Here is a 23,920-nt window from a genome sequence, read left to right as displayed (position 1 = left end):
AAAGGCGCGTTCTCATTTGCCTCCTTCACGCACACAGCCAGGGACCCCAATATGAATAAATCGCTGATCGCCACCTATTCTCCAGACGACGACAGACTGAGGATTTACGCGCGCGGCACGCTGAGCGCGCCGCTGTGCTCGATGTTGGCGGATCAGGGTTTCCAACTCCTGCCGGATGCCATGGTCTTCGTCTCCGACGGCTGGTCGCGGCCTCAGGAGAAAACGCTGCTGCAACTGTGCGGCATCGTGGAAGACGACGCCATCTGGCACGGCGACCTGTACCTGCCCTATGTCGAGCATCTTCCCTGCCGCGACCTGCCTCTGGGCACCGGCCTCTGGTACGACCCGCGCTACTGGCAGGTGCGCGCGGCGGCCATGGCCGGCCGCCGGCATCCGGAGGAGAAACTGCTGCTGCCGATGCGGCTCGCCCGCATCCCGCTTCTACGCCGCCGCATCGCCGGGCTGGAAGCCAGACTGCGGCCAGAGGAAAAATCGCCCGCCGGTCCGCCCCGCGGCTGGAGCGACGCCCAACTGACGCTATGCCGGCTCAGGCTGCAGCTCGTTTATTGCCAGCGCTTTCTGCAGGAAGCGCGACAGGCCGCCTGAGCGCGGCCTTTTCTTTTTTTATTCAACGTTGAAATATATTCAGGATGACTCAGGGCGAGCTCATCCAGAAAAACCCTGCCGCGCATGGCCGCCTGGACAGGTGGATAAATATCAGCAGTCCAAGACCATTAAAATAAAAGCTTTTCGCACCAAATTGGCCGAATCCCGCCATGCGATTAACGGGCTCGACCACTCGCATCAGAAAAGGAATATCCATGACCTACGCCATGTTGGCTCCGGAGCAATTCACCGACGAGCATAAAAGCTTCATCGCCGGATTTCGCCAATCGATAGAAATGCTGTCCCAGAGTTCGGACATGATGCTGGGTGCCAAGGATATCCACTCCCGCCATCTGATATCCACCGACGCCTACGCCAAGATCGTGGCCCTGAGACAGGGCGGCGACGTCGCCGGCCGGCTGGACTGCGAGATGCCGTGCGAAGGCACCGCCCAGTTCGCCGACAGTTATGTCAGCGAGGACCTGTCGCTGATGCAAAGTGGCATGCCCAAGCACAAGATCGCCACGCTCAACATCCACGAATACGCGGACGGACTGAAGGCCCGCGTGTTCAACAAGCACATGCTGGTCCACCACGCCAGCCAGTCGATTCTCGGCACCATCTACAGCGGCCAGGATGTGGAAATCGGCAACTTCCTCAACATCATCCCCAACTACGTGCTGGAGTTCGGCGCCGGCTGCAGCCTGGAGCAAGGCTCAGCCTACAGCAGCCTGGAAGGCGTGACGCTGACCGAGTACGAGCAGGAAGTCTGCTTCCTGCTGCTGCTCAACTGGGAGTTCAAGCAGATCGCCGCCTTCATGGACAAATACCGGCCGCGCAACGCGCCGCGCAGCACCGACTCGGTGATCAAGTGCAAGAACTACCTGTGCGAGAAATTCGGCATCGAGCAGACCCGCTTGCAAACGCTGAAGGAATTCCTGGTCCACCACGGCATGCACCGCAAGATTCCGCGCTCGCTGTTCAACCGCCTGATCGGCTCCAAGAGGCTGTAGGCGCCGCGAACGCGCGCGGCCCCCGCCTGGCGTCGCCTCGGCAACCCCGATCGCGGCCGCTTAATCGGCGTGGCGATCCATCCACTCCTGCGCGGCCGACATCAGTTGCGCCTTGTGGCCATCGTCGGAGAAGCATTCGTCCGGCAACAGTTGCAGCAGACGGGACAGGGATCGCGCCAGCCGGTATTGCTGGTCCGGCAGCGGCGGCAAAGCCTCGCCCACGCTGTCCGCCGCCGCCCATGCCTGCTCCAGCAGCGTCACCAGCGACCGCATCAGCGTCTCGCCGTCCACTCGCTCCAACGCCAGGCCGGCGGCGGCTTGCTCGCAGTGCGCCTCCAGTCCCAGCAACCGCAGCAGTTGCTTCAAATCGCCGATCACCGCCGCCAGGTGGCTGCCGACGATAGGCTGGCCGCTGACCGACAAATCGAAGGCCAGCACCTGCAGCATGGTCTTCAATTGTTTGCGCCGCCTCTCCCCCGCGCCCAGCGACTGCAGCCACTGCGACAACCTCTGCCGGGGAGCGCTTGCCTTCCGGTACAAGGCAGCCAATTCCTGGCGCAAACCCGGCGTGACGGGGCCGAAATTCAGCGCGCCGAACAACGACAGCGCCATCCCCTCGTCGGCGCTCAACTCCAGCAGCGCCTGTTCCAGCCGGCCGCGCTGCTTGGCGTCCAGCTTGCCGCGCGCCAGCCAGGCGGCGATATGCAGCGCCATCTGGCCGGGATCGGGGTGTCGCTGCCGCAGCGCATCCAGCATCCGCGGCGAGCGCAGCCAATCCTGCGGCCCATCCAGCACCCCATCCAGCGTGGCGGCCTCGACCGCGCCCAGCTCGGCCACCAGTTTGGCCGCCAGCACCCGGCCGCGCGCGTTCTCCTGCGCCTGCCCGCCTCGCCGGTTGTCGCGCAGCCTGCCGCCCAAGGCGAAGCTGAGCTCTTCCTGGGTCTCCTGCAACGCGCTGAACTGGAAATCCATCAATTCGGCCCGCGCCATCGCCAAGGCGGAATCGCCCCCGTCCACTTGGCCTGCCATGGGCTCGGCGATGCCGTCCTCGATGCCGCCCGCGGCTCCGGTCACCAGTTGATCCAGTCTAAGCATGGACGATGCGCTCCGTGTCGCCGGCCAGTTGCCGCAACAGCCAGGCCTGGTGGGCCGGGCCATCCAGATGAATGCGCAGCAATTCGTTTTCCAGCCGGGCCTGGCCCGGTCCCAGCTCCGCGGCCGCGCGCACGCGGACCGACGGCAATGCGGCGTAATGCTGGCGCGCGCGCTCCAGCCCTTCCGGCGGCACCAGCAACGTCAGCGCGCCCTTGGGCATCCACTCCGCCACCCGCCGCTCCACGCGCCGCAGCATCAGCTCATTCTGATCGATGCTGCCCAGCAGCTCTTCCAGCGCCTTGGCGGTCAGCCGCCGCCAGCGAGCGGACACCGTGTCGGCGATGCGGCGCTCCAGCGCCTGCTCTGCGCACAGCCACTCGACCGCCTCGGCCACGGCCTCGCCGCGCGCAGCCTGCCGCAATCGCTCGCACTCCGCCTCCGCCTGGCGGCGCAAGGCCGCGCGCAAGGTTTCGCCGTCGCGGCGCGCCTGTTCCAGTTCGGCCCTCGCCGCATCTCGCAGCGCCCGCGTTTCGGCCTGCAGGCCGGCCAGCGTGTCGTCCAGCCTCAGCCTGGCATCCAGCTCGGCCGATGCGATCACGTCTCCGGCCGGCAGCCGGCCTGGCAGCCGCCGTATATCAAGATTCAAGGGATTGTTCATAGCCATTTCAACAACTTGCGCAATGCCGGCAGCGGAGAATCCGCCCGCGGCGCGCGCTCCAGCGGCGCCCAATGCAGGCGGCAGGCCGCCACCGCCGGGTCTTCCGCCCGCGCGAGCCAGGCGCCGCCATGGCGCAACGCCTCGCCGCACAACGCTTCCGGCGTCCATTCGGCGACGGCGCCGGCCCGCGTCGGCAACAGCGCGGGCAATCGGGCCAGGGCCGCAGCGTCCAGATGGGCGGCCAAGGGCGCGCGGTAGGCGCGCAGCAACAGATAATCGGGACAGCCCAGCGCCCATAGGCCCAAGCTCAGGCACAACGCGCCGCGGCGGCCATCGTCGGCCAGCAGGGCTTCGGCCTCGGCCGACAGGGCCGGCAGCGCGCCGTCTTGGCCCAGCCGCTTGGCCAGCATGCCGTCCAGCGCCGGCCTCAGCGCGCTTCGGCGCTGGTAATCGCCGCGCCAAGCCTCCATCTCCAGCCGCGGCCACCAGCCGGCGTCCATGCGGCCGCCCGGCCGCCACCACAGCTCGGCCAGCGCGCGCTGCGCCGGACTCACGCCGCTTCCTTGCGGCGGCGGCGCCACAACAGCGCCAACGCGGCCGCGACGGCCAGCGCGGCGCCTGCGGCGGTCCAGGGCAGCCAGGTTTTCAGGCGCGAAGGCGCGGGCTGCGCCTGGGCGGGCAGATAGCGGTAGTCGGCTCTTTGCAGCGACAGGCTGATGCGCTCGGCGGGCAGCCTGGGAATGCCGTCGCGCACCAACGCGCGGATTTCGGCTTCGCGCGCCGGCAGGTTCACTTCCGGGCTGTGCTTGATGAACACCGCGGCCGAGGCCGGCGGCGCTTCCTCGCCGTCGCGGGCGCGTGGCTGCGCCACCGTCACCTCGGCCACGATCACCCCGTCCATCCGCGACAGCATCTGCTCCAGCTGCTGGCTCTTCAGATAATTGAGCTTGGCCTCCTCCTGCTCAGGCGAGGACACCAGCTGGCCGCTAGGAAACAGGTCCTGCATGCCCACCGCCTTGCGGCGGGGCAGGCCGTTCTGGCGCAACACCTCCACCGCGTCGACGAAGCGGTCCTCGTCGACGAACAGGCCGACGCCCTCCTTGTCCGCCCGCTTCTCCGCCGGGATGCGGTTGTACATCAGCAAGGCCAGCATCTGGTTGGCTTCGGCCTCGTCCAGCTTGCTGTAGAGTTCGCTCTTGCAGCCTATCAGCAGCAGCGCGCAGACCAGCAGCAAGCCAAGCGGTTTCATTGCATGTTCACCAGCTTGTTCACCCCCTGGCTGAAGGCTCCCGCCACCTTGGCGGTCAGCTCCGCGCCCAGGGTCACCTGGCCCAGCGCTGATTGCGCCGTCAACAGTTCGGACGGCGAAGTGGTGGCGGTTTCGTCATTCAGCAATTGCTCGAACAGCTGCCGGGCGTCGGACGCCGGCGTCAGCGGCTCCACGTTGGGTTGCGGCGCGACGGCGGCCAGGATGTCGGTAACGGCGGGAATGGTCATGGTCAAGGTTCCTTGTGGAGGCAATGGGGTGACAACAGGCGGCGCAGCGGCAGGCAGTCGTCCGGCGGCAGCGCCGCCAACCGGGCGGCGGCGGCGCGGCGGCGGCCCAGGCCGAACAGCAGCACCGCCTCGGTGCGCGCCCGTTGCTCCGGATCGTCCAGCCAGTCCGGCAGTGCCGCCAGGATGTCCTCCATCTCGGCGCGCAGGCCGTGGTTGACTGCGGCGAAGCCCGCTTCCAGAGCCAGCCTCACGCGTGCGGGATCGGGTTGCATGGTTCAGATCTTCGAAATAATGCCCATCATCATGTCCTTGATGGACTTCATCACCGCGCTCTCGTAGCCGATCATCACCGAGTACTGCTGCATCGCGAACTGGGCGTTGAGCATGCTGCGCGGATCATTGAGCACGTCGGACTGGATGGCGGTTTCGGCGTCGTTGGACACGCGGTCCACCTGGCTGCCCATCTGGGCGACGATGGCGTCTAGATTCATCCTGGTCTCCTCAGAACATGGGCGCCGGCTGCCGGCGCGCGCACAGCGCGCCGCGGCGGGCATCGCTGGGCGTCATCTGGAAATGGCGGCGAAAGCTGTCGGAAAAATGCGCGGCGTTGCCGAAACCGGACTCCATCGCCACGTCTATCACCTTCTTCGACGTGGTTTCCAGCAACCGGCGCGCGTGCTCCAGCCGCTGGGTAAGCAGCCAATGCTTGGCCGGCACGCCGAACTTTTCCTTGAACAGCTGATTGAACTTGCGCGGCGGCAAGCCCAGCGCATCGGCGTAGCACTCCACTGGCCACGCGCGCAGCCGGTGGCGGTGGATGAAGTCGAACAGGTCCTGGTCCGGCCGCAGAAGATGTCGCAGCAAGGCCGAGCATTGGGCCTTGTCCACCGTCAGGCAGTAAGCCAGCGCGAAGCGCAGCATCGCGCCCAAGTCCGCCTGCGCCAGCTGCGACACCGCCAGCAGCAGCTCCGGCCCGGCAGACACCATGCGCGGCTCCGGCTTCCTCGCCGCCGCCGGCGCGTCGCCGGACATCAGATGCTCCAGATCGCGGCAGATAGGCTGCAGCTCCGACGGACCGCAGGCGTAAGACGGCACGTCCAGCGCCGACGATCCGGCGTACAGCGTCAGGCTGGAAGCCTCTTGCAGCCAGGCCTGGCCGTCTATTCGCAATAACCCGGCCTGGCGGTTCAGGATGATGTGCAATCGGGACATCGCCCACTCCTTCAGTGTCACCATGGCGGGGATCATGCGCCAGACTGTCGGACAGCCCAATCGGGTCTGGACCTGAGTTGGCCGCCATCCCAGTGGCCGCGCCGCCACACCGCGTCCAGCACCCGCAGCGCCGCCAGGCAGGCGCGGCGCTGCCGCTCCAGGCTGGCGTAGCGCTCGGCGGTTTGCGGCCGGCGCAATTCGCCGCCCAGCTCCGCGGCCCACGCTTCCAGCTCCCGCGTTCGGGCGCGCAGGGCCAGCCCGGCCGCGTCTTCGGCCAGTTCGTCCTCCAGCCGGGTCAGGGTATGGTCCATTCCCTCTCCTCAGGGGTTCAATGGCAGGAACAGCAGACGCTGCCCGCCCGACAACGTCGCGCCGGACGGCGAGATGCCCACCACCTTCATGCCGCGCTTGGCCATGCTGCCCAGCGGCAGCCGCATGCCGTTGGCCAGGATCAGATAGGGCGCCCCGGCATTGCCGCCGATGCCGGCCAGCGCAGCGGGCAGGTAGGCGCGCGCGTCGGCCGCGCTGGCGGCCGCGACGAAGCGCAGCCGCGCGGCCGGTTCCAGCCCGGCGTTGAGCGCGTCCAGCGCCTCCATCAGCCTGGACTGATACTCAGCCGGCAGTTGGCCGGACAGCAGCCAGCCCCGGCCGTTGCGCTCGATGCTCAAGCCGGACAGCACGCCCGCTTCGGTCAAGCGCGCCGTCAGCCGCGCCAGTTGCTCGGCGCCGCGGTCGGACAGCTGCCAGCCGCTCAGGCCGACGAGACCGTCCAGCGCCCGCGCCAAGCCGGCGAAACGTTCGTCGTTGCTCACCGGCCCGTCTATCCGCGCCCGCCGTCCGGCTGCCAACTCCACCTCCACTTCCGGGTAACCGTAGGCTGCCAACAGCGCGCGCACCGAGCGCAGCAGCTCGTCGTCGCACACCGCCTCCTGCCGCAATCTCACGCCCGCCTCCCGCAAGCGGCCGGCCAGCGCGGCCAGCTTGGCGCTGTCGCGGCAGTTGCCGGAGAGCAGCAATGCGTCGCCGCCCAGCCAGCGCGCGCTGACGCCCGGCACCTCGCGCAGCGCCTGCGGCAGCCACTCTCTGGGCGAGGGCGGCGGCGCGGGCGACGGCCACAGCCAGGCCGCGCCACCCAAGCCCAGCGCCAGCGCCAGCGCGGCGGCGCCAGCGCCGCGCCTGGCAGACGCCCGCAGCCGCCTGGGCGCGACCTGGATGCGTTCCAGATCGGCGTCGGCCGCTCCCAGCGCGCAATGCAGGCCCGCCAGATCCAGGCCCACATCCAGCGGCAGCGGGCCGAACGGCAGGCGCTCGCCCTCGACCCAGCACGGCGCGCCGCCATGCAGCGCCACGCCGCCCTCCGACACCTCCAGCGCCGCCTCGGCGCCGCCGTCCAGCGGCAACAACAGGTCGCAGTCTCCCGTTCCGATGGTGAACGCGCCCTCCGGCAGCGGCAGCTCCCTGCCGGCCAGCGCGCCGTTGAGCAGCCTGAGCTTGTAACGGGCTTCCATATCGCACTCCTCAAGCCGGCGAGCGCGGCTCGGCCTTGATCAGGAACAGCCGCACCACGCTGCGGTCGTTCTGTGTCCGGCTGCGGAACAAGCCGCCTATCAACGGCAGGTCGCCCAACAGCGGTATCTTGCGCACATCCTCGATGCGCTCGTCCTGGACGAAGCCGCCCAACAGCAGCGCCTGTCCCAGGTTCAGCGTGGCCTGGGTGGCGATTTCGGCGTTTTGCACCAACGGTAAATTTTCGGGGTTGTAACCCTGCTGCCGTCCATCCTGAATGTTCAGCGTCAGCAACACCCGCTCGGCCCCGCTTTCGCGGATCAGCCGCGGCGTCACCCGCATCAGCGCGCCGGAGGTCAGGCCTTGCAGCGAGGCGCTCTTCTCGCTGACCAGCTTGGTGTAGAAAGTGATGCTGCGGTCCAGCACCGCCTGGACATTGTCCAGCGTCACCACCGACGGCCGCGACACCACCTTGGCCTTGGCTTGCTGCTCCAGCGCGCTCAGCCTCAGCATGAAGTTGCCGGAGTCCGCCACCAGCGAGGAAAAACTGTCGCTGGCCAATTGCCCGCTGTTGAAGCTGACGGTGCCGCCGCCGATGCGGGCCGAGGCCGACCAGTCGATGCCCAGCGCGTCGATGTCGGCGGTATTGACGTCGATGATGGCCACCGAGATTTCGATCAGCATCGGCTGCTTGTCCAGTTTGGGAATCAGGTCGGCGTACAAGGCCATGTTCTTGTTGCGGTCGCGCACCAGCACCGCGTTCTGGCGGGTGTCGGCGGAAAACATCGGCAGGCCGCCGGGATCGGCCGGCGCGGGGTTCTTGTTGTCAGGCAGCGGCAACGCCCGCCCCTGCGCCATCTCCCGCAGCACCGACACCACGCCGGGCACCGTCACCGACTGGCCGCGATAGGCGTAATGGTTGTCCGCGGCGCTGGCGTAGCGCAGCGGAAACAGGCGCACCGTTTCCCGGTTCTGCTCCTGGTTCAGATGCTGCTGGTCCAGTTGCTTGGCCAGCTCCTTCACCCGGGCCAGGCAGATCGGCACGCCGCTGATCTGCAGCGCGTTGGCGGCGCCCACGCCGTGCAGCCGGCAGCCGGCGCCGTCCAGCAGCCCGCTGGCGGAAATCAGCGCCGCCAGTTGGCCGCCGTCCATATAAGCCGGCGTCAGCAACGCTTGGTCCACTTCCTGGGTGCGGTAGACATAGAGCGCGTGGCCGTCGTAATAGGGCAGCAACTGGTAGAGACGCGTCAGTTCGGCCAGCGCGCTGCCGCGCGGCACATCGCGCAGCCGGCCGGCGTAGCGGGCGTCTATCTTGGGACTGACCACCACCGGCAAACCGTAATTGGCGCCCAGGTCCTTCAGCGCGGCGGCCAGCGAAGTGTCGTTGCTGGACAAAAAGAACGGCGCGCCGCGCCAGGGGATGGGCATGGCCAAGGCGGGCATCGCCAGCGCGAAAAGCGCAACCGAGAATGCGCGCCTCATGCGTAGCTCCCCGGCAGCGGCCGCGCCGCGGCCTGGCCCTCCGGCTTGCGCTCCAGCAACTGGGCCAGCGCCAGTTGCTGCTTGAGCAGCAATTCCAGCTCGGTTTCGGTCAGACAGGGGGGATAGCGCCGCAGCAGCCACAGCCGGCCGCCGGCCAGGTAAGCCGCGTCGTCCAGCGCTTCCTCCGTGGCCGCCAGCGACAGGCAGACGCGCCGCGCATCGTCCTCGCCCGCCTCCAGCCTCAGCGCCAGCGTCGGGCCGTCGTCGAAGCGCCTGGCGCGCGCCGGCCGCTCGCCCAGCGCGCCCTCCAGCGCCAGGCCGCCTTGCGACCACTGGGGAGAAGCCAGCCGCCGCGACAGCCAGCGCAGCGTCTGCGCGGGATCAAATGCTTTGCTCATGATCCCTTGATCTTGCCAAAACCGCTTGTTCCGGCCTCTCCGGTCTATACCTGAACCTTTAGAAAAATGGTAAAGTTACCGTCATATTTTAAAGAGCATCTTCAATGAGTTTCGTCAGCGTTCACCCATTGCGAGTGCTGATCGTCGAGGATCACTCCCTGCTGATCGACGGCATCCGCAACCTGCTCGCCGGCCAGCCGCGCTATCAGGTGGTCGGCGCGGTCACCGATGGCCTGGCGGTCGGCGACGCCTGCCGCCAGCTGGAGCCGGATATGGTCATCCTGGACCTGGGCCTGCCCGGCATGGACGGCCTCGACGTGCTGCATCAGTTGCGCCGGCGCTGGCCTGCGCTGCGCGTGGTGGTGGTCACCGCCTCCAACGACACCCAGCGCGGCCGCGCCGCGCTGGACGCCGGCGCGCTGGCCTATGTGCTGAAGCAAAGCCCGCAGCAAGTGCTGCTGGCCGCGCTGCAATACGCGGCGCTGGGCAAGAGCTATTGCGATCCCGCCCTGCGGCTGGACACGCTGCAGCCCATGCCGCAATCCGGCGACACCCCTCCGCTGACCAGCCGCGAGCGCCAGGTGCTGAAACTGGTGGCGGAGGGGCACCGCAACCGCGACGTCGCCGAATTGCTGTCCATCAGCCTGAAAACCGTGGAAACCCATCGTCTCAACCTGATGCGCAAGCTGGACGCGCACAACGGCGCCGAATTGAGCAACTGGGCTCGCCGCCTGGGCCTGATCGAACTGTAATCCCTCTCCGCGCCGGCCCGGCGCTAAACCATTCTGGCCAGCGACTGTTCGATCAGCACGCCCAGCGCGATCCAGCTCTCTTGCCGCGGCGCCACCGCGTGGCGCAGGCTGTTTTCCCAGCGTTCGCTCTCGCGCTGGACCTGCTCCAGCCCGGCCTGTCCGGCCAGCCCCTTCAGCGTGTGCAGCAAGCCCAGGCATTCGGCGATGTTGCGCGCAAGCAACGCCGCGCCCAGCTTCTGGTAGTAATACCGCAGCTCCGCGCCCAGCCTCTCCAGCAGCGAAGCGTCGCTAAGCAGCATGGGCTTGGCCATCCCGGTATTGGGCGCCAGTTCCATGCCGCGGCACAGCTGCATGTCCGCCGCCAGTTCCAGCGCCCTGCCCAGGGTCGCCAGCGACACCGGCTTGGTCAGATACTCGTTGAAGCCAGCGGTCAACAGGCGCTCGCGCTCGCCAGGCTGGGCATTGGCGGTCAGCACGAAGATGGGGCAATCCGGGTCCAGCATGCCCATTCCCGGATCGCGCCACCGCCTCATCGCCTCCGCGCCGGACATGCCCGGCATGCGCATATCCATCAGGATCAGGTCGAACACCCGCGCGCGCCCCTGCTCCAGCGCCTCCTCGCCTCCTGAGGCGCCGCAGCTGTCGTGCCCCATCTGCCTCAGCATGCGGCCTATGATGTCCCGGTTGGTGTCCACGTCGTCCACTACCAGCACGTTCAGGCTCCAGGCAGACAGAGGCATGCAGGCTTCGTCGGCGGTCGGCGGCAGCGGCACCGAAGGCTCCAGCCACTGCAGCAGCCGCGCCGGCAGATAAGCCAGCTCCTGCGCTTCCAGACAGGGATTCTCGCCCTCCTGCGGCTGATAGCCCCAGGCGCTCAGCTGCGCGTGCAGCCGCGCCGGCGCGACGATGGGGCCGCGATCGGCCGCCGGCTCCGGCCGGGACTCCCCCAACGGCAACTCCAATTGGAAACAGGCGCCGCGATCCGAAGGCGCCAGGAACAGATTGCCGCCCAACAGCTGCGCCAGGCTGCGGGCGATGGGCAGGCCCAGGCCGCTGCCCGCCACATGGCTGTCTATCTGCATGAAGGCGGTGAAGATTTCGCACTGCTTTTCAGGCTCGATGCCGGGACCGGAGTCGCGCACGCTGAAGCAGATCCGCTCCCTCTCGCTCCACACTTTCAACGCCACCTCGCCCGCCGGCGTGAACTTCACCGCGTTGCCCAGCAGATTGATCAGGATCTGCCTAAGCCGCAGGCCGTCGGTGCACAGCGCCCGCGGACAGCTGGCCGCGATCTCGGTGCGCAGCGTCAGCCGCTTGTCCAGCGCCTGCAGCTGCACGGTCAGCATCGCCTGGTCCACCACCATCAGCACATCCTCGCTGGCCGCGGTGACCACCATGTGGCCGGACTCGATGCGGGAGAAGTCGAGCAAGTTGTTGATGATCTCCAGCAGGTGGCCGGAGCATTTCAGCGAGGTGTCCACCAGGTCTCGCTGCGAGTCGTCGCAATCGCTGCGCTTGAGCAGCATCAGCGCGCCCACCAGCCCATTCAACGGAGTGCGGATCTCGTGGCTGATGCTGTTGATCTGCTCGCTCTTCTCGGCGTTGGCCCGCTCCGCGCGCCGCCTGGCCTCCTCCAGCGCCTGGGTGCGCTCCACCACCTTGGCCTCCAGCTCCGCGTACTGCGCCTGCACCGCGTTCAACAGCCGGTTGTAGGCGCGGGCGATCTGGCCCAGCTCATCCTCCCGCTCCTCGGACAGCCTCTGCTGGCAACCCACCGCCGCGCGCGGGCTGATGGTTTTGACGAAACAGTCCAGGGTCCGGCCCAGGCTGCGCTGCAACACCAGGTACAGCAGCCCCATCAGCAACACCAGGATCAGCACCGCCATCGGCAGGTAGCGCGGCAGCACCGACATCGCCTGCTCGGTCAGCCGGCCGGCTGGATACAGATGGATCAGCCGCCAGCCGGTCAGCTCCATTCTCAAGCAGACGGCGCGAAAGTCATCCAGCCGCCGCGACACCGGCACATAACAGTCGGGCAACGGTTTCAGCAGCTCCTTGGACAGCGGCTTGGGCAATGGCGTCAGCAGCTTGCCCTCGTCATCCAGAATGGCGAACACGCCCTCGTCCAGCGCGTCCAGATGGCCGACGTCGAACAACGCCGTCAAGCGCACCGTGACTCCAATCACTACCCCGCTGGCAGTATCCGGCTCGCCCACCAGCATTCGCCATTCGCCGTTTGGCATCTGATAAGGCTTGCCCCACAGCATGCCGGCGCGCGCCGGGTGGCTGCGCAATTCGGCCAGGTGCGCCCGCATCGGATCGTCCTCGCCGCACTGCCCCTGCGGGCTGGCGCTGGAAAACACCACGCCGCTGTCCAGCAGGGCGAAGGTGTTGATCAAATTGCCCAGGCAAGTGCCGCCGAAGGCTTCGACAAAGGCCATCGCCCGCCGCAGATGCGGCTCGCGGCCGGCGTGGCCGGGCACGTCGGCGCTGTAGCGCGCCGCCAGGTATTGCTGCGGGACGCGGCCTGCGTTTTCCGGCAGCGCCCGCCATAGCCGGTGCAGGGTGTGCACCTCGCGGGCGATCCCGCGCAGCTCTTCGCTCTGCTTCACCGCCCTCGTCGTCGCCTGCATCTCCACCCGCCTCAGCAGCGTGCTGCGCGCCTCGCGGTATTCAAAAAAAAGCACCAGGCCGGTGCTCAGCGTCCAGAACAGCACGATGGCCGCGCAGAGCACCAGACACAGCCGGAACGGCAGCGAGGACTTCCACGGTCGATGAACCAACAACTGGCGATACTTGAACCTCATCGATGCTCCTAAGATCGGCGCGGACCGCCGGTCAGCAGCCGCAGCAAGCGGTCGAAATCGGTCGCGGGGCGAAGGGGATGGACTGGCGCGGCGGGGAAAACGATCCCGCCGCCGCGCAGTTGCCGGTAGCGGTCCAGCACTTTGACCACATAGGCGCGGGTTTCGGCATAGGGCGGGATGGCGTCGCCATGCCGCCGCACCGCGCCCTCGCCGGCGTTATAGCCGGCCAGGGCCAGTTCCAGCCTCCCGCCGAAACGGCGCAGCAGCCAGCCCAGATAGGCTGCGCCGGCTTGCAGATTGTAGCGTGGCTCCCACAACTCAGCCTTGCCGAAGCGCAAGCCGGTGGCGGGCATCACCTGCATCAGCCCGCGCGCGCCTTTGGCCGACAGCGCGTCGGCGCGGTAACCGGACTCCACCGACACCACCGCGTGCAACAGCAACGGGTCCAGGCCGTGCTCGGCCGCGGCCTCGGCGATCAAGTCGGCATAGGGCAAGGCGGCGCGCTCCTGCGGCGGCGGCTCAGGCAAAGCGGCCTCGGCCGACGGCGGCGACGCCCCGGCCGGCACCCGATACCAACGCAGCGGCTCCGCGGCGGCCGGCCAGGCCAGCGCCAACATCAGCCAGGCCAGCGCCGGCTTAGCCATCGCCGTCTCCTTCCGCCTCGGCCTGCTCCCGCAGCATGGCCAGCAGCTGCGCCACCGCGCGGAACAGCGGCTGCGGAATGTAGTCGCCGGGCTGGGTGGCGGCGACCAGCGCCCGCGCCAAAGGCACGTTCTCCACCACCGGCACGCCGCGGGCCTCAGCCAGCGCCACGATGTGCAGCGCCATCGCGTCGCGCCCCTGCGCCAGCACCTGCGGCAACGGCGTCTCCCCCGCCTGGTAGCGCAGGCAAACCGCCAGGTGGCGCGGGTTGCGCACCACCACTGACGACTGCGCCACCTTGCCGGCCAGGCTGCCGCTCTGCACTTCGCGGTGCAGCTCTCGCCGCTTGTGCTTGATCTCGGGGCTGCCTTCGGCGTTCTTGAATTCCTGCTTGATGTCCTCCCGCGACATCATCAGCTGCTTGCGCAGCTGGTGGTGCTGCATCGCGTAGTCGGCCACCGAGAACACCGCCGTCGCCGCCAGCAGGATCATCCACATCCACTGCCCCATCTGCACGCACACCGCGAAGCCCGCCGCCAGCCCCGCCTGCTGCAGGTGGGCGAATGAGAAAGCGTAGCGCTTGATCAGGTAGGCGAAAGTCAGCCCCAGCACGCCCACCTTGAGCAGCATCTTGGCGAACTCGAACAGATTGCGCATCGAGAAAATCTGCTTGATGTTGGACAGCGGATTGATGCGCTCGCCGGACGGATGCAGCGCCTTGGGCGCGAACAGAAAACCCGACTGCAGCAGGCCGGTCAGCGTCAGCGCCAGCGCCACCATGCCGGCCATGCCCACCACGAAGCGCAGCGCCAGCCAGGCCAGCAGCTCCAGCGAGCGCTGCAGCGCGTCCACCAGCGGCAGGTTGATATCGCCCGCCGCCAGCGTCAGCGCGGCGCCGAAGCCCTGGTACAGCGCCGGCCCTTCGGCCGCCAGCCACAGCAGCAGCACGCCCAGCTGCACCAGCGCGTTGATCTCCTGGCTTTTGGCGACCTGTCCCTCCTCGCGCGCGTCGCGGATGCGCTTGGCGGTCGGCTGTTCGGTCTTCTCGCTCACGGCCGCGCCGGCTCCAGCTGGCGCGCCAGCCCGCCGTCAAAGCCGGCGAAGCGATCCAGCGCGCCGCTCAGGCTGAACTGCAGCGCGATGATCAGCATCAACAGCGCCAGCGCGCTCTTGATCGGCATCGACAACGAGAACACGTTCAATTGCTGCACCGAGCGGTTGATCAGGCCCAGCGCCAGGTCCACCAGCACCATCACAACCACCGCCGGCAGCGCGAAGCCCAGCGCCAGCGTGTACAACTCGCGCCATTCGCGCAGCAAAAGGGGCAGGAAGCCGGACGACCACTGCCAGCCCGCGCCCGGCGGCAGTTGCAGATAGGACGCGTACAGCGCGGACAGGAAGGCGTGGAAGCCGCCCAGGATCAGGAACAACGTGGCCAAGAGCTGCGACAGCAGCGCGCCCGTCGGCGACGACTGGCCGCCCAGCAAGGGGTTGAGCACCCCGGCCATCGACGCGCCGCGCAACGTGTCCAGCACGAAGCCGGCGGCGTCGGCCGCCCAGAACGGCAGCGCGGCGGAGAAACCCAGCAGCAGCCCGATCGCCAGCTCGCCGCACAGCAGCCAGACATACGCGCCGGGCGCCAGCATCGGGTTGGGCAGCGCCGCGCCGGCCAACCAGGGCAGCGCCGGCATCGCCGCCATCAGCGCCAGGGTGTTGCGGATCAGCGTGCCCCCCAGCATGGACGGGCCGAACAGCGGCATCAGCAGCATCGCCCCCAGCGGCCTGGCCAGCGCTACGCCCAGCAGCGGCCACCAGCGCTCCAGCTCCGCCACCCTAGCCTCCCATCTTCGAGATCAGCGAAAAGCTGCGCTCGGCGTAGCGCAGCAGCGCCTGCCCCATCCAGTGGTGGGTGAGCGCCAGCGTGACGCAGGCGGCCACCAGCTTCACCAGGAAGGCCACCGTCTGGTCCTGGATCTGGGTCAACGCCTGCAGCAGGCTGACCAGCAAGCCCACCGCCGAAGCCACCAGCACCACCGGCAGCGACAACAACAACACCAGCCACAGCAGCTCGCTGGCCAACTGCATCACCTGAGCCTGTCCCATCGCAGCCTCCTCAGCGATAGGACAGCAGCAGCTGTCCCAGCAGTTTGTCCCAGCCGCCCGCCAGCACGAACACCAGCAGCTTGAACGGCAGCGACACCGTCATCGGCGACACCATCATCATCCCCATCGCCAGCAACACGTTGGAAACGATCAGGTCGATGGCGATGAAGGGCAGGAACAACAGCAGGCCGATCTTGAACGCCTCGATCAGCTGGCTGACGGCAAAAGCCGGCATCAGCAGCAGCAGGGAGTCGTCGCTGACTCGGTCGCGCGCCGCCTCCGGCCAGCTCTTGCGCGCGGCGTCGCGGAAAAAGCGCTGCTGCGCCGGGGCGGCGTGCCGCTTCAGGAATTGCCGGTACGGGTCCAGGGTGTCGTCCGACAGCCGAGACAGCAGCGAGGCTTGGGCATCGCCGGGCGCGGCCGCCATCCTGGCCTGCACCGACAGCCCCACCGGCGCCATGATGAACAGCGTCAGGATCAGCGCCAGGCCGTACAGCGCGATGTTGGGCGGAATCTGCTGCACGCCCAGCGCGTTGCGCAGCAGGGAAAACACCACCGCCAGCTTGAGAAAGGAGGTGCCCATCACCACCAGCAGCGGCATCAGGGACAGCACCGCCAGGGTCAGGATCAACTGCACCGATTGATCTGCGAGCGCCATCTCAGGCTCCGTCTAAGAGATGGCCGGCATTGTCCGCGGCCGCCTCTTTTCCCCCCATCGGGCCAACACCTGAAAGGCGGCCGCCCGCGCCCGGGATTCAGGTGTTGGCCCGATGGGGCGGCCGCGGCCGCGGCGGCAAGATGCCAGCCATCTCTGCGACTAGGAAGACCGGGATGGACCTGCAATGGCAAAGGCAAGCCGAACACTGGCTGCGGCTGATGGACGGACGAGGCGCGCCCGGTTCGGCCCGGCTGACGCTGCGCCTGGGCCGCGACAACTGCGGCCTGGAAGCGCTGGCGGACGGCCGCGCCCAGCTCAGCCTGCGCCGGCCGTTGCCGGAGGCGGAGCGGCTGCCGTCGCTGCTGCGCCTGCTGGCGCTGCTGCTGCCCGAGGCCGGCGACGGCGCGCCGCAGCGCGCGTGGCTGGCGCGCGGTTGCCTGTGGCTGGCCGCCACGGCGCCCGCCGGCAGCGGCGCCGAGCGCTGGGCCTGGCTGAGCCGGCGCCAGCTGCAGTTGATGGACCGCGCGGCGGAGGGCGGGCATGAAGCTCGATGACTGGCTGAGAAAGCTGGCCGGCCGCCAGGACGTGGTGCTGGCGGCGATGCTGCTGCTGGCCATCTTCATGATGATCGTGCCGCTGCCCACGCTGCTGGTGGACGTGCTGATCGCGGTGAATCTGGCCCTGTCCATCACCCTGCTGATGATGGCGGTGTACATCCGCGAGCCGATGGAGTTCTCCGCCTTCCCCGCCGTGCTGCTGATCACCACCCTGTACCGGCTGGCGCTGACCATCAGCACCAGCCGGCTGATCCTGCTGCAGCATGATGCCGGCGAAATCGTCTACACCTTCGGCAGCTTCGCCGTCGGCGGCAGCCTGGCCGTCGGCCTGATCGTGTTCGCCATCATCACCGTGGTGCAATTCATCGTCATCACCAAGGGCGCGGAGCGCGTGGCCGAAGTCAGCGCCCGCTTCTCGCTGGACGCGATGCCCGGCAAGCAGATGAGCATAGACGGCGACATGCGCGCCGGCATCATCGACGCGGCCCAGGCCCGCCAGCAGCGCCTGCTGGTTCAAAAGGAAAGCCAGCTTTACGGCGCGATGGACGGCGCGATGAAATTCGTCAAGGGCGACGCCATCGCCTCCATCATCGTCATCCTGGTCAATATCTTCGGCGGCATCGCGGTCGGCGTGTTCATGCACGAAATGAGCGCCGGCGAGGCCGCCGCCACCTACGCCATCCTGTCGGTGGGCGACGGCCTGATCGCCCAGATCCCGGCGCTGCTGATCTCCATCGCCGCCGGCATCATCGTCACCCGCGTGCCGGGCGAAACCCGGCAGGACCTGGCCAGCGAATTGTCCGGCCAGATTCTGCGCCAGCGCCGCGCGCTGTGGATCGTCGCGGCGGTATTAGCGCTGTTCGCCTGCCTGCCGGGCTTTCCCGTCGCCGTCTTCCTCGGCCTGGCCGCCTGCGTCGCCGGCGGCGCGTTCTGGCTGTCGCGCCGCGCCGCCCGGGACGGCGGCGCCGTCGCCGGGACGGCCTCGCCGCTGGCCGGCCCCGACGCCGACGGCGGCGAGGCCGCCCCGGCGATCGGCGCGATCCCGCTGCTGCTGCGGCTGCATCCCGAGCTCGCCCGCGACGGCGCGCTGCCGCGCGCGCTGGCGGAGCTGCGCCAGCAGAAGCTGGAGCGGCTGGGCCTGCCGCTGCCCGACATCGCGATCCAGGCCGACGCCGCGCTGCCGCCGCGGCAGTTCGCCTTCCAGCTTTACCAGGAAACCGTGCTGACGCTGGAGCTGCGTCCGTTGCTGCTGGCCGACGCCGCCGGCGGCCCGCTGCCCCAGGCCGCCGCCCGCGACCCGCTGCCCTTCGGCGGCCACCAGCTGCAATGGGCGGCGCCGGAGCAGGAGACCAGCCTGGCCGCGCTGGGCCACGTGCTGCACCGCGATCATCAACGCATCATCCACCCGCTGTCGCTGGCGCTGGACCGCTACGCCGCCGAGCTGATCGGCGTGCAGGAAGCCCGCTACCTGATGGACCAGATGGAGCAGCGCTACAGCGAACTGGTGAAGGAGCTGCAACGCCAGCTGCCGGTCGGCCGCGTGGCCGACGTGCTGCAGCGGCTGGTGGCCGAAGGCATTTCCATCCGCGACCTGCGCGCCATTTTCGAGGCGCTGGCGGAATGGGCGCCGCGCGAGAAAGACCCGGTGATGTTGACCGAATACGCGCGGCTGGCGCTGAAGCGCCACATCGTCGGCCTCTACCGCCGCGGCCAGCCATGGATCAGCGCCTGGGTGATAGGCGGCCACATCGAGCAAATGATGCGCGAATCGATACGCCAGACCTCGGCCGGCTCCTACTCCGCGCTCAGCCCGGAAGAAAACCAGGCCATCGTCGCCCAGATCCTGGCCTCGGTGGAACGCAGCGGCAGCGCCTGCTGCGCGCTGGTCACCGCCATCGACGTCCGCCGCTTCGTGCGCAAGCTGATAGAACGCGAGCTGTTCCACCTGCCTGTGCTGTCCTTCCAGGAGGTGGGCGAAGAGGCCGAACTCAAGGTGCTGGGCCACGTGGAACTGATAGGAGAGCCGGATGCGCTTGCCTGAGCTCGACGCCGCGCTGGACGCGCTGCAAGCTCCCGGCTGGCCCGCCGGCCTCGACGCGACGCTGGAGGGCCGGCTCACCGGCATCGGCGCCACCCTGCTGCAAGCCCACCTGCCCGGCGTCGGCCTGGGCGAAATGTGCGCGCTGCCCGACGGCTCGCCGGCCGAAGTGGTGCGTCTGGACGGCGACAACGCCTACCTGTCTCCCTACCGCGAGCCCCTGGGCCTGCGCTGCGGCATGCTGGTGCGCCCCTCTGGCCGCCGCGCCGATATCGGCTTGGGCGACGCGTTGCGCGGCCGGGTGCTGGACGCGCTGGGCCGGCCGATGGACGGCGGGCCGAAGCTCATCTGCTCGCTGCGCCGCGAGATCGACGCCGATCCACCCGACCCGATGCAGCGCGAGGTGATCGGCCAGGTTCTGCCGATGGGCGTGCGCGCCATCGACGCCGCGCTCACCGTCGGCGTCGGCCAGCGCCTGGGCATCTTCGCGCCGGCCGGCTGCGGCAAAAGCACGCTGCTGGGCATGCTGTGCGCCGGCAGCGAGGCCGACGTGGTGGTGCTGGCGCTGATAGGCGAGCGCGGCCGCGAAGTTCGCGAATTCCTGGAACAGGTGCTGACGCCCGAGTCCCGCGCCCGCAGCGTCACTGTGATCGCCACCTCGGACCGCCCCGCGCTGGAGCGGCTGAAAGCCGCCGCCACCGCCACCGCCATCGCCGAGCACTTCCGCGATCAGGGCCTCAACGTGCTGCTGCTGGTGGATTCGCTGACCCGCTACGCCCGCGCCGTGCGCGAAATCGCCCTGGCCTCCGGCGAACCGCTGACCGGCGGCGGCTACCCGCCCAGCCTGTACGCGCGGCTGCCGCGGCTGCTGGAGCGGGCCGGCCCCGCGCCGCGCGGCAGCATCACCGCCTTCTACACCGTGCTGATGGAAGACAAGACCGACCCGCTGGCCGAGGAGGTGCGCTCGCTGCTGGACGGCCATATCGTGCTGTCGCGCCAGCTGGCCGAAGCCAGCCACTATCCCGCCATCGACGTGCTGGCCAGCGTCAGCCGGGTGATGCACCAGGTCAGCGCGGGCCCCCACCGCGCCGCCGCCGCCAAGCTGCGCCGGCTGCTGGCGACTTGGCGGGAAATCGAACTGCTGGTGCGGGTGGGCGAATACCGGCCCGGCCAGGACCCGGACGCCGACGAGGCGATGCGGCGCCGCCCGGCCCTGCTGGCGCTGCTGCGCCAGCAGGTGGACGCGCTCGATCCCTTCGCCGACACGCTGGCCATGCTGGCCGACGCGGTCGGACTGCCATGCTGAGCCGGCTGCTGGACATCAAGCGCCGCCGCGAGCGCGGCCTGCGCGCCGAACTGGCAAGGCAGGACGAGGAGATGGCCCGGCTGGCGCGCGAACGGGACGACAACCGCTGCCGCCGCGCGGACGCGCTGCGGCGCTGGCGCGAGCATGCCGACGCCAGCGGCGCCTTCGATCCGCCAGGACTCGCCAAGCTGCGCGCCGAACTGGCCCGGCTGGAGGCGGAGCACCAGGCGCTGCAGGCCCGCGCCGCCGACATCGCGGCCGAGCGGCTGCGGCTGGAAGCCGAGCGGCAGGAACAGGACGCCAGCCTGCGCCGCAACCTGCGGGAACAGGAAAAATTTCATTGCCTGCTGGAGAACCCCGAATGCTGACCCCATCCTGCGCGGCCCCGCCGCGCCGCCCCGACTCGCGGGAGCGAACAGGCCATAGGCCAAGCGGCGACGACGCGCGTTTCTTCCGCGCGCTGCTGGAGACGGAAGCGGATGCCGGCGCGCCGCCGCCCTCTCCCGGCTGGGTCGCGCTGACGCTGCCCGCGCAGCCCCTCCCCAGTTGCCCCGCTCCGCGAGCTTCGACCGCCGCCGCGGGCGTTTCCCCTCCTCCCGCGGCCGCCCCCCCGCCTGTCGCCGTCGAACAGGCGCTGCTGCTGCGCGCCAGCAACGGCCCCCTGGCGGGCATGCGCCTGCTCGCCTGCTGGCGCGGCGACAGGCTGAGCCTGAAGTTGACGCCGCCCGACGCCGCAAGCGCCGCCAGGCTGGCGCGGCATGCCGGCTCGCTGCGCGACGGACTGTGCCAGGCGCTGGGCCTCGCCGTCGAATTGGAAATCGAAGATGCCGACTGACGTCACCTGCGAGCGGCTGCGGCTGAGCCGCGACGGCGCCCGCTCGGAGCGCGGCGGGCTGTCGCTGCGCGCCGACCGCGCCGCGGCCAGCGGCGACGGCCTGACGCTGCGCGCCGATTGCGGCGGCCAGACGCTCGCGCTCTGGACTACGGAAACCGCCTGGCGCGACTGGCTGGCGCCGAGGCTGGCCGCGCCGCCGCTGCGGGATCTGCCCGACGACTGGCGTCCGCTGCTGGCCGCCTGGACGCTGGCCGGACTGGACGACTGGCAGCGGGAGCTGGGCCTGCCGCCGCTGGCCGGCGCGAGGCCGGAATCCGCGCCCGCCCCCGCCGGAGAGCGCTGGCGGCTGACGCTGAGCGAAGGGGAACGACGATTGCCGTTATACGTCGGCGACGCGCCTACCGGCTGGCTGGGGGCCGTGCTGAGCGCGCTGACGCCTGCCGAGCGGCCCTGCCACACGCTGCGGCTGGCGCTGGGCTGGTGCCGGGCCGACGCGCTGCGGCGGGCCGGCCCCGGCGACGCGCTGCCGCTGCTGGGCACGGCCGAGGAGCCTGACCGCTTCTGGCTGCTGGGAGAAGGCTGCCTGGGCCGCGTCCGGCTGGACGAAACCGGCGCGGCCTGGATAGACGAGGGCGGCATGCCGGACGGCGCGGACGGCTTATTGCCGGTGGTGGCCGGCATCGCCCGCCTGGCGCCGGATCAACTGGCCGACTGGCAAGCCGGCCACCCGCTGCTGCTGGCGGCGGAAGCCTTCCCGCTGCTGAGCGCGGGCAGGCTGGCGCAGGGCTCGCTGCTGCGGCTGGACGATGGTTGGGCGATGCGGCTGCAAACCCCGGCGGCCGGCTGAGAATCCCGCCGGCCGAAACGCCGGCAAAACCGAAACAACGCTCTATTTTCCGAAAGTTCCCTTTCTCAGCCGGGCCTAACATCCGATTCAACCTGAGTTCCACACATGGAGGAAACCACGATGACCACGCCATCCACCACCCAACTGGCGCAACTGATGCAAGACCTGCAGCAACGCCAGCGCGGACTTGGAGAGCAGCTGCAAACCTTCGAGGCCTTGCAGCGGGAAATCGCCCAGTTGCAGCGGCTCGCGCCGCGCGACCCCAAGGCTCGCCAGCGCCTGGACAAGCTGGAGCGCGCGATGCGGGGCGAACTCGCTCCGCTCAAGCAACGGCTGGACCTGTGTGTGGACAAGCTGCAAGGCAGCTTCCATGACCTGGAAGCCTCGCTGAAGCAGACAGGCCGCGCGGACGCCGTCCAGGCGCCGCGCCGGACGCGCCCGATGGCCGCCCGTCAATTCATCTGAACGCATTCGAAAGGAACCATCATGACCTTCTCCACCAACTTCTCCGCCAGCAACCCCATCGCCGCCAACCCGGACTATGACAGCTACGTTGACCGCAAGGCCGGGCAGGGCGACTCCATCATGTCGCAGGGCATGTCCGTGCTGTACAAATTCATGACTCTATTTTGCGATCTGGCCCAGAACAAATACGACCAGATGAGCGCCAAGGCAGACCGCTCCCGCGACTCCCAGCAGGCCGCCAACCAGCTGGACTCCATCATCTCGCGGCTGAAGGAAGCCAAAGACACAGCCAACCTGCCCAAAGAGGTGATCGATTACCTGCGCGAGCACAACATCAGCATCACCGTGCAGAACGACGGCGAAAATTCCTCCAGCAATATCGACGCCTACCTGAACAGCATCGGCCACCCCGACGGCAAGGGCCTGGACAAGGGCCAGCTCGACGTGATCAAGGGCGCGCTGGAATCCGACTCCGGCCGCTGCTCCGACTTCGTCACCCAGGCCCAGCTGCAGATCCAGAAGACCATGCAGTCGTACAACGTCTGCGTCAGCCTGATCAACAGCATGCAAAGCCTGCTGGCCGAAATGAACAAATCCATCGCACAGAACATCCGCTAAGGCGCTGAACCATGACTTTCGCAACCAGTTTCGCGGCGAACTCGCCCCTGGTCTGCAACCCGGACTACGACAGCTACGTCGACCGCAAGGCCGGCCAAGGCGACGCCATCATGTCGCAGGGCATTTCCGTCCTGTACCAGTTCATGACCCTGTTCAACGACCTTGCGCAGGGCAAGTACGACCAGATGAGCGCCAAGGCCGACCGCGCCCGGGACTCCCAGCAGGCCGCCAACCAGGTGGACGCCATCCTCTCCCGGCTAAAGGAGGCCGGCGACCGCGGCCAATTGCCGCCCGCAGTCGTCGACTACATGCGGCAAAAGGGCATCCAGGTGGACGGCAAGTCCATCGACGACTTCCTGAAGGACAGCAATCCGGCCCAGCCTTTCCTGGACAAGCTGCGCGACAAGATCGCGGCGGCCGGTCCGGAGGGCATGCGCTCGGATAGCTGGCAGGACGTGGTCAGCTACATGGACCAGCACGGCATCAAGGTGGACGGGCAAAAATGCGCCGACTACATCTGGGGCCTGCCCGAGGTGGGACAAAAGAGCGGCCAGAACATCAGCCGCGAGCATATGCAGCACATCGCCGATGTGCTGGCCGAAGCCACCGAGGGTCTGGACAAGGGTCAGCTCGACATGGTCAAGAGCGCGTTGGAGACCGACTCCGGCCGCTGCTCCGACTTCGTCACCCAGGCCCAGTTGCAGATCCAGAAGACCATGCAGTCGTACAACGTCTGCGTCAGCCTGATCAACAGCATGTCGAGTCTGCTGGCTGAGATGAACAAGTCCATTTCCCAAAACATACGCTAAACCATCGGGGGGGTTT

30 protein-coding genes are annotated in these 23,920 nt (G+C 68.6%); 12 read left to right on the top strand and 18 right to left on the bottom strand.

Features of this window, described 5'->3' with window-relative positions; all coding sequences use genetic code 11:
• Nucleotides 1–51 precede the first annotated feature (51 nt).
• Entirely contained in the window at nt 52–606 is a 555-nt protein-coding gene (locus DK842_RS12085) for a hypothetical protein (protein ID WP_114061674.1), read from the top strand.
• A gap of 215 nt (nt 607–821) precedes the next feature.
• Entirely contained in the window at nt 822–1,619 is a 798-nt protein-coding gene (locus tag DK842_RS12080) for a hypothetical protein (RefSeq protein ID WP_114061673.1), read from the top strand.
• A 60-nt stretch (nt 1,620–1,679) separates the two neighbouring features.
• On the opposite strand, the gene DK842_RS12075 is transcribed toward DK842_RS12080, so the two are convergent.
• Genes DK842_RS12075 through DK842_RS12020 form a run of 12 tightly spaced genes read right to left on the bottom strand, consistent with a single transcriptional unit; the run spans nt 1,680 to nt 9,467 of the window.
• Nucleotides 1,680–2,714, bottom strand: coding sequence for a TyeA family type III secretion system gatekeeper subunit (locus DK842_RS12075; RefSeq protein ID WP_168194878.1), 1,035 nt, complete (start codon nt 2,712–2,714; stop codon nt 1,680–1,682).
• Nucleotides 2,707–3,360, bottom strand: a complete 654-nt coding sequence (locus DK842_RS12070) for a protein EsaK (RefSeq protein ID WP_145964030.1) — start codon at nt 3,358–3,360, stop codon at nt 2,707–2,709. Before DK842_RS12070 ends, DK842_RS12075 begins: the two co-directional genes overlap by 8 nt.
• A gap of 8 nt (nt 3,361–3,368) precedes the next feature.
• On the bottom strand, nt 3,369–3,926 hold the full coding sequence (locus DK842_RS12065; RefSeq protein WP_145964029.1) for a type III secretion system domain-containing protein: 558 nt from the start codon (nt 3,924–3,926) through the stop codon (nt 3,369–3,371).
• Nucleotides 3,923–4,621, bottom strand: a complete 699-nt coding sequence (sctJ, locus tag DK842_RS12060) for a type III secretion system inner membrane ring lipoprotein SctJ (protein WP_114061669.1) — start codon at nt 4,619–4,621, stop codon at nt 3,923–3,925. The genes DK842_RS12065 and sctJ overlap by 4 nt, the downstream gene beginning before the upstream one ends.
• Nucleotides 4,618–4,869, bottom strand: coding sequence for a type III secretion system inner rod subunit SctI (sctI, locus tag DK842_RS12055; RefSeq protein ID WP_114061668.1), 252 nt, complete (start codon nt 4,867–4,869; stop codon nt 4,618–4,620). The genes sctJ and sctI overlap by 4 nt, the downstream gene beginning before the upstream one ends.
• 2 nt (nt 4,870–4,871) lie before the next feature.
• Nucleotides 4,872–5,141 carry an EscG/YscG/SsaH family type III secretion system needle protein co-chaperone gene (locus DK842_RS12050; RefSeq protein ID WP_114061667.1) on the bottom strand — a complete coding sequence of 90 codons (270 nt, stop codon included), beginning with the start codon at nt 5,139–5,141 and terminating at the stop codon, nt 4,872–4,874.
• Between the two features lie 3 nt (nt 5,142–5,144).
• A complete protein-coding gene (gene sctF, locus DK842_RS12045) occupies nt 5,145–5,360 on the bottom strand; it encodes a type III secretion system needle filament subunit SctF (RefSeq protein WP_114061666.1) in 216 nt (71 codons plus the stop codon).
• Between the two features lie 10 nt (nt 5,361–5,370).
• On the bottom strand, nt 5,371–6,081 hold the full coding sequence (locus tag DK842_RS12040) for a helix-turn-helix domain-containing protein (protein WP_114061665.1): 711 nt from the start codon (nt 6,079–6,081) through the stop codon (nt 5,371–5,373).
• Between the two features lie 32 nt (nt 6,082–6,113).
• Nucleotides 6,114–6,392, bottom strand: coding sequence for an EscE/YscE/SsaE family type III secretion system needle protein co-chaperone (locus DK842_RS12035; protein WP_114061664.1), 279 nt, complete (start codon nt 6,390–6,392; stop codon nt 6,114–6,116).
• A gap of 9 nt (nt 6,393–6,401) precedes the next feature.
• Nucleotides 6,402–7,589, bottom strand: a complete 1,188-nt coding sequence (gene sctD, locus DK842_RS12030) for a type III secretion system inner membrane ring subunit SctD (protein WP_114061663.1) — start codon at nt 7,587–7,589, stop codon at nt 6,402–6,404.
• A 10-nt stretch (nt 7,590–7,599) separates the two neighbouring features.
• The gene (locus DK842_RS12025) at nt 7,600–9,069 is read right to left on the bottom strand and encodes an EscC/YscC/HrcC family type III secretion system outer membrane ring protein (protein ID WP_114061662.1); all 1,470 of its coding nucleotides are present in this window, start codon (nt 9,067–9,069) and stop codon (nt 7,600–7,602) included.
• The gene (locus DK842_RS12020) at nt 9,066–9,467 is read right to left on the bottom strand and encodes a protein EsaB (protein WP_114061661.1); all 402 of its coding nucleotides are present in this window, start codon (nt 9,465–9,467) and stop codon (nt 9,066–9,068) included. Before DK842_RS12020 ends, DK842_RS12025 begins: the two co-directional genes overlap by 4 nt.
• Nucleotides 9,468–9,571: 104 nt before the next feature.
• On the opposite strand from DK842_RS12020, the gene DK842_RS12015 reads away from it, so the two are divergent.
• A complete protein-coding gene (locus DK842_RS12015) occupies nt 9,572–10,219 on the top strand; it encodes a two component system response regulator (protein ID WP_114061660.1) in 648 nt (215 codons plus the stop codon).
• 23 nt (nt 10,220–10,242) lie between these two features.
• Here the strand turns inward: DK842_RS12015 and DK842_RS12010 are convergent, their stop codons facing one another.
• The 6 genes from DK842_RS12010 to sctR are packed head-to-tail and all read right to left on the bottom strand — an operon-like array spanning nt 10,243 to nt 16,429.
• Nucleotides 10,243–13,026, bottom strand: a complete 2,784-nt coding sequence (locus DK842_RS12010) for a two component system sensor kinase (RefSeq protein WP_114061659.1) — start codon at nt 13,024–13,026, stop codon at nt 10,243–10,245.
• Nucleotides 13,027–13,034: 8 nt separating this feature from the next.
• The gene (locus DK842_RS12005; RefSeq protein ID WP_198414529.1) at nt 13,035–13,670 is read right to left on the bottom strand and encodes a lytic transglycosylase domain-containing protein; all 636 of its coding nucleotides are present in this window, start codon (nt 13,668–13,670) and stop codon (nt 13,035–13,037) included.
• On the bottom strand, nt 13,663–14,721 hold the full coding sequence (locus DK842_RS12000; protein ID WP_114061658.1) for an EscU/YscU/HrcU family type III secretion system export apparatus switch protein: 1,059 nt from the start codon (nt 14,719–14,721) through the stop codon (nt 13,663–13,665). Before DK842_RS12000 ends, DK842_RS12005 begins: the two co-directional genes overlap by 8 nt.
• Complete coding sequence (sctT, locus tag DK842_RS11995; RefSeq protein ID WP_114061657.1) at nt 14,718–15,500, bottom strand: type III secretion system export apparatus subunit SctT; 783 nt, start codon at nt 15,498–15,500, stop codon at nt 14,718–14,720. Before sctT ends, DK842_RS12000 begins: the two co-directional genes overlap by 4 nt.
• 1 nt (nt 15,501) lies before the next feature.
• The gene (sctS, locus tag DK842_RS11990) at nt 15,502–15,771 is read right to left on the bottom strand and encodes a type III secretion system export apparatus subunit SctS (protein WP_114061656.1); all 270 of its coding nucleotides are present in this window, start codon (nt 15,769–15,771) and stop codon (nt 15,502–15,504) included.
• A gap of 10 nt (nt 15,772–15,781) precedes the next feature.
• The gene (gene sctR / locus DK842_RS11985; RefSeq protein ID WP_114061655.1) at nt 15,782–16,429 is read right to left on the bottom strand and encodes a type III secretion system export apparatus subunit SctR; all 648 of its coding nucleotides are present in this window, start codon (nt 16,427–16,429) and stop codon (nt 15,782–15,784) included.
• A gap of 173 nt (nt 16,430–16,602) precedes the next feature.
• Between sctR and DK842_RS11980 the strand changes: the two genes are divergently transcribed.
• The 9 genes from DK842_RS11980 to DK842_RS11940 all read left to right on the top strand — a co-directional run bounded on the left by DK842_RS11980 (nt 16,603) and on the right by DK842_RS11940 (nt 23,904).
• Nucleotides 16,603–16,983 (top strand): type III secretion protein, encoded by a 381-nt coding sequence (locus DK842_RS11980; protein WP_114061654.1) that lies wholly within the window; start codon nt 16,603–16,605, stop codon nt 16,981–16,983.
• On the top strand, nt 16,970–19,027 hold the full coding sequence (locus DK842_RS11975; protein WP_114061653.1) for an EscV/YscV/HrcV family type III secretion system export apparatus protein: 2,058 nt from the start codon (nt 16,970–16,972) through the stop codon (nt 19,025–19,027). The genes DK842_RS11980 and DK842_RS11975 overlap by 14 nt, the downstream gene beginning before the upstream one ends.
• A complete protein-coding gene (locus DK842_RS11970; RefSeq protein WP_114061652.1) occupies nt 19,014–20,330 on the top strand; it encodes a FliI/YscN family ATPase in 1,317 nt (438 codons plus the stop codon). Before DK842_RS11975 ends, DK842_RS11970 begins: the two co-directional genes overlap by 14 nt.
• Nucleotides 20,324–20,698: a type III secretion protein gene (locus DK842_RS11965; RefSeq protein WP_114061651.1), complete on the top strand. Its 375-nt coding sequence runs from the start codon at nt 20,324–20,326 to the stop codon at nt 20,696–20,698. Before DK842_RS11970 ends, DK842_RS11965 begins: the two co-directional genes overlap by 7 nt.
• Entirely contained in the window at nt 20,692–21,165 is a 474-nt protein-coding gene (locus DK842_RS11960) for a hypothetical protein (protein WP_114061650.1), read from the top strand. Before DK842_RS11965 ends, DK842_RS11960 begins: the two co-directional genes overlap by 7 nt.
• The gene (locus DK842_RS11955) at nt 21,155–22,012 is read left to right on the top strand and encodes a hypothetical protein (RefSeq protein ID WP_114061649.1); all 858 of its coding nucleotides are present in this window, start codon (nt 21,155–21,157) and stop codon (nt 22,010–22,012) included. Before DK842_RS11960 ends, DK842_RS11955 begins: the two co-directional genes overlap by 11 nt.
• A gap of 120 nt (nt 22,013–22,132) precedes the next feature.
• Entirely contained in the window at nt 22,133–22,477 is a 345-nt protein-coding gene (locus DK842_RS11950) for a hypothetical protein (protein ID WP_114061648.1), read from the top strand.
• A 21-nt stretch (nt 22,478–22,498) separates the two neighbouring features.
• Nucleotides 22,499–23,095 carry a type III secretion system translocon protein SseB gene (gene sseB / locus DK842_RS11945; RefSeq protein WP_114061647.1) on the top strand — a complete coding sequence of 199 codons (597 nt, stop codon included), beginning with the start codon at nt 22,499–22,501 and terminating at the stop codon, nt 23,093–23,095.
• An 11-nt stretch (nt 23,096–23,106) separates the two neighbouring features.
• Entirely contained in the window at nt 23,107–23,904 is a 798-nt protein-coding gene (locus tag DK842_RS11940) for a secretion protein EspA (protein WP_114061646.1), read from the top strand.
• Nucleotides 23,905–23,920 lie beyond the last annotated feature (16 nt).

This window comes from Chromobacterium phragmitis (assembly GCF_003325475.1).
GTDB lineage: Bacteria > Pseudomonadota > Gammaproteobacteria > Burkholderiales > Chromobacteriaceae > Chromobacterium > Chromobacterium phragmitis.
This window is presented reverse-complemented; position numbering and strand designations above follow the sequence as displayed.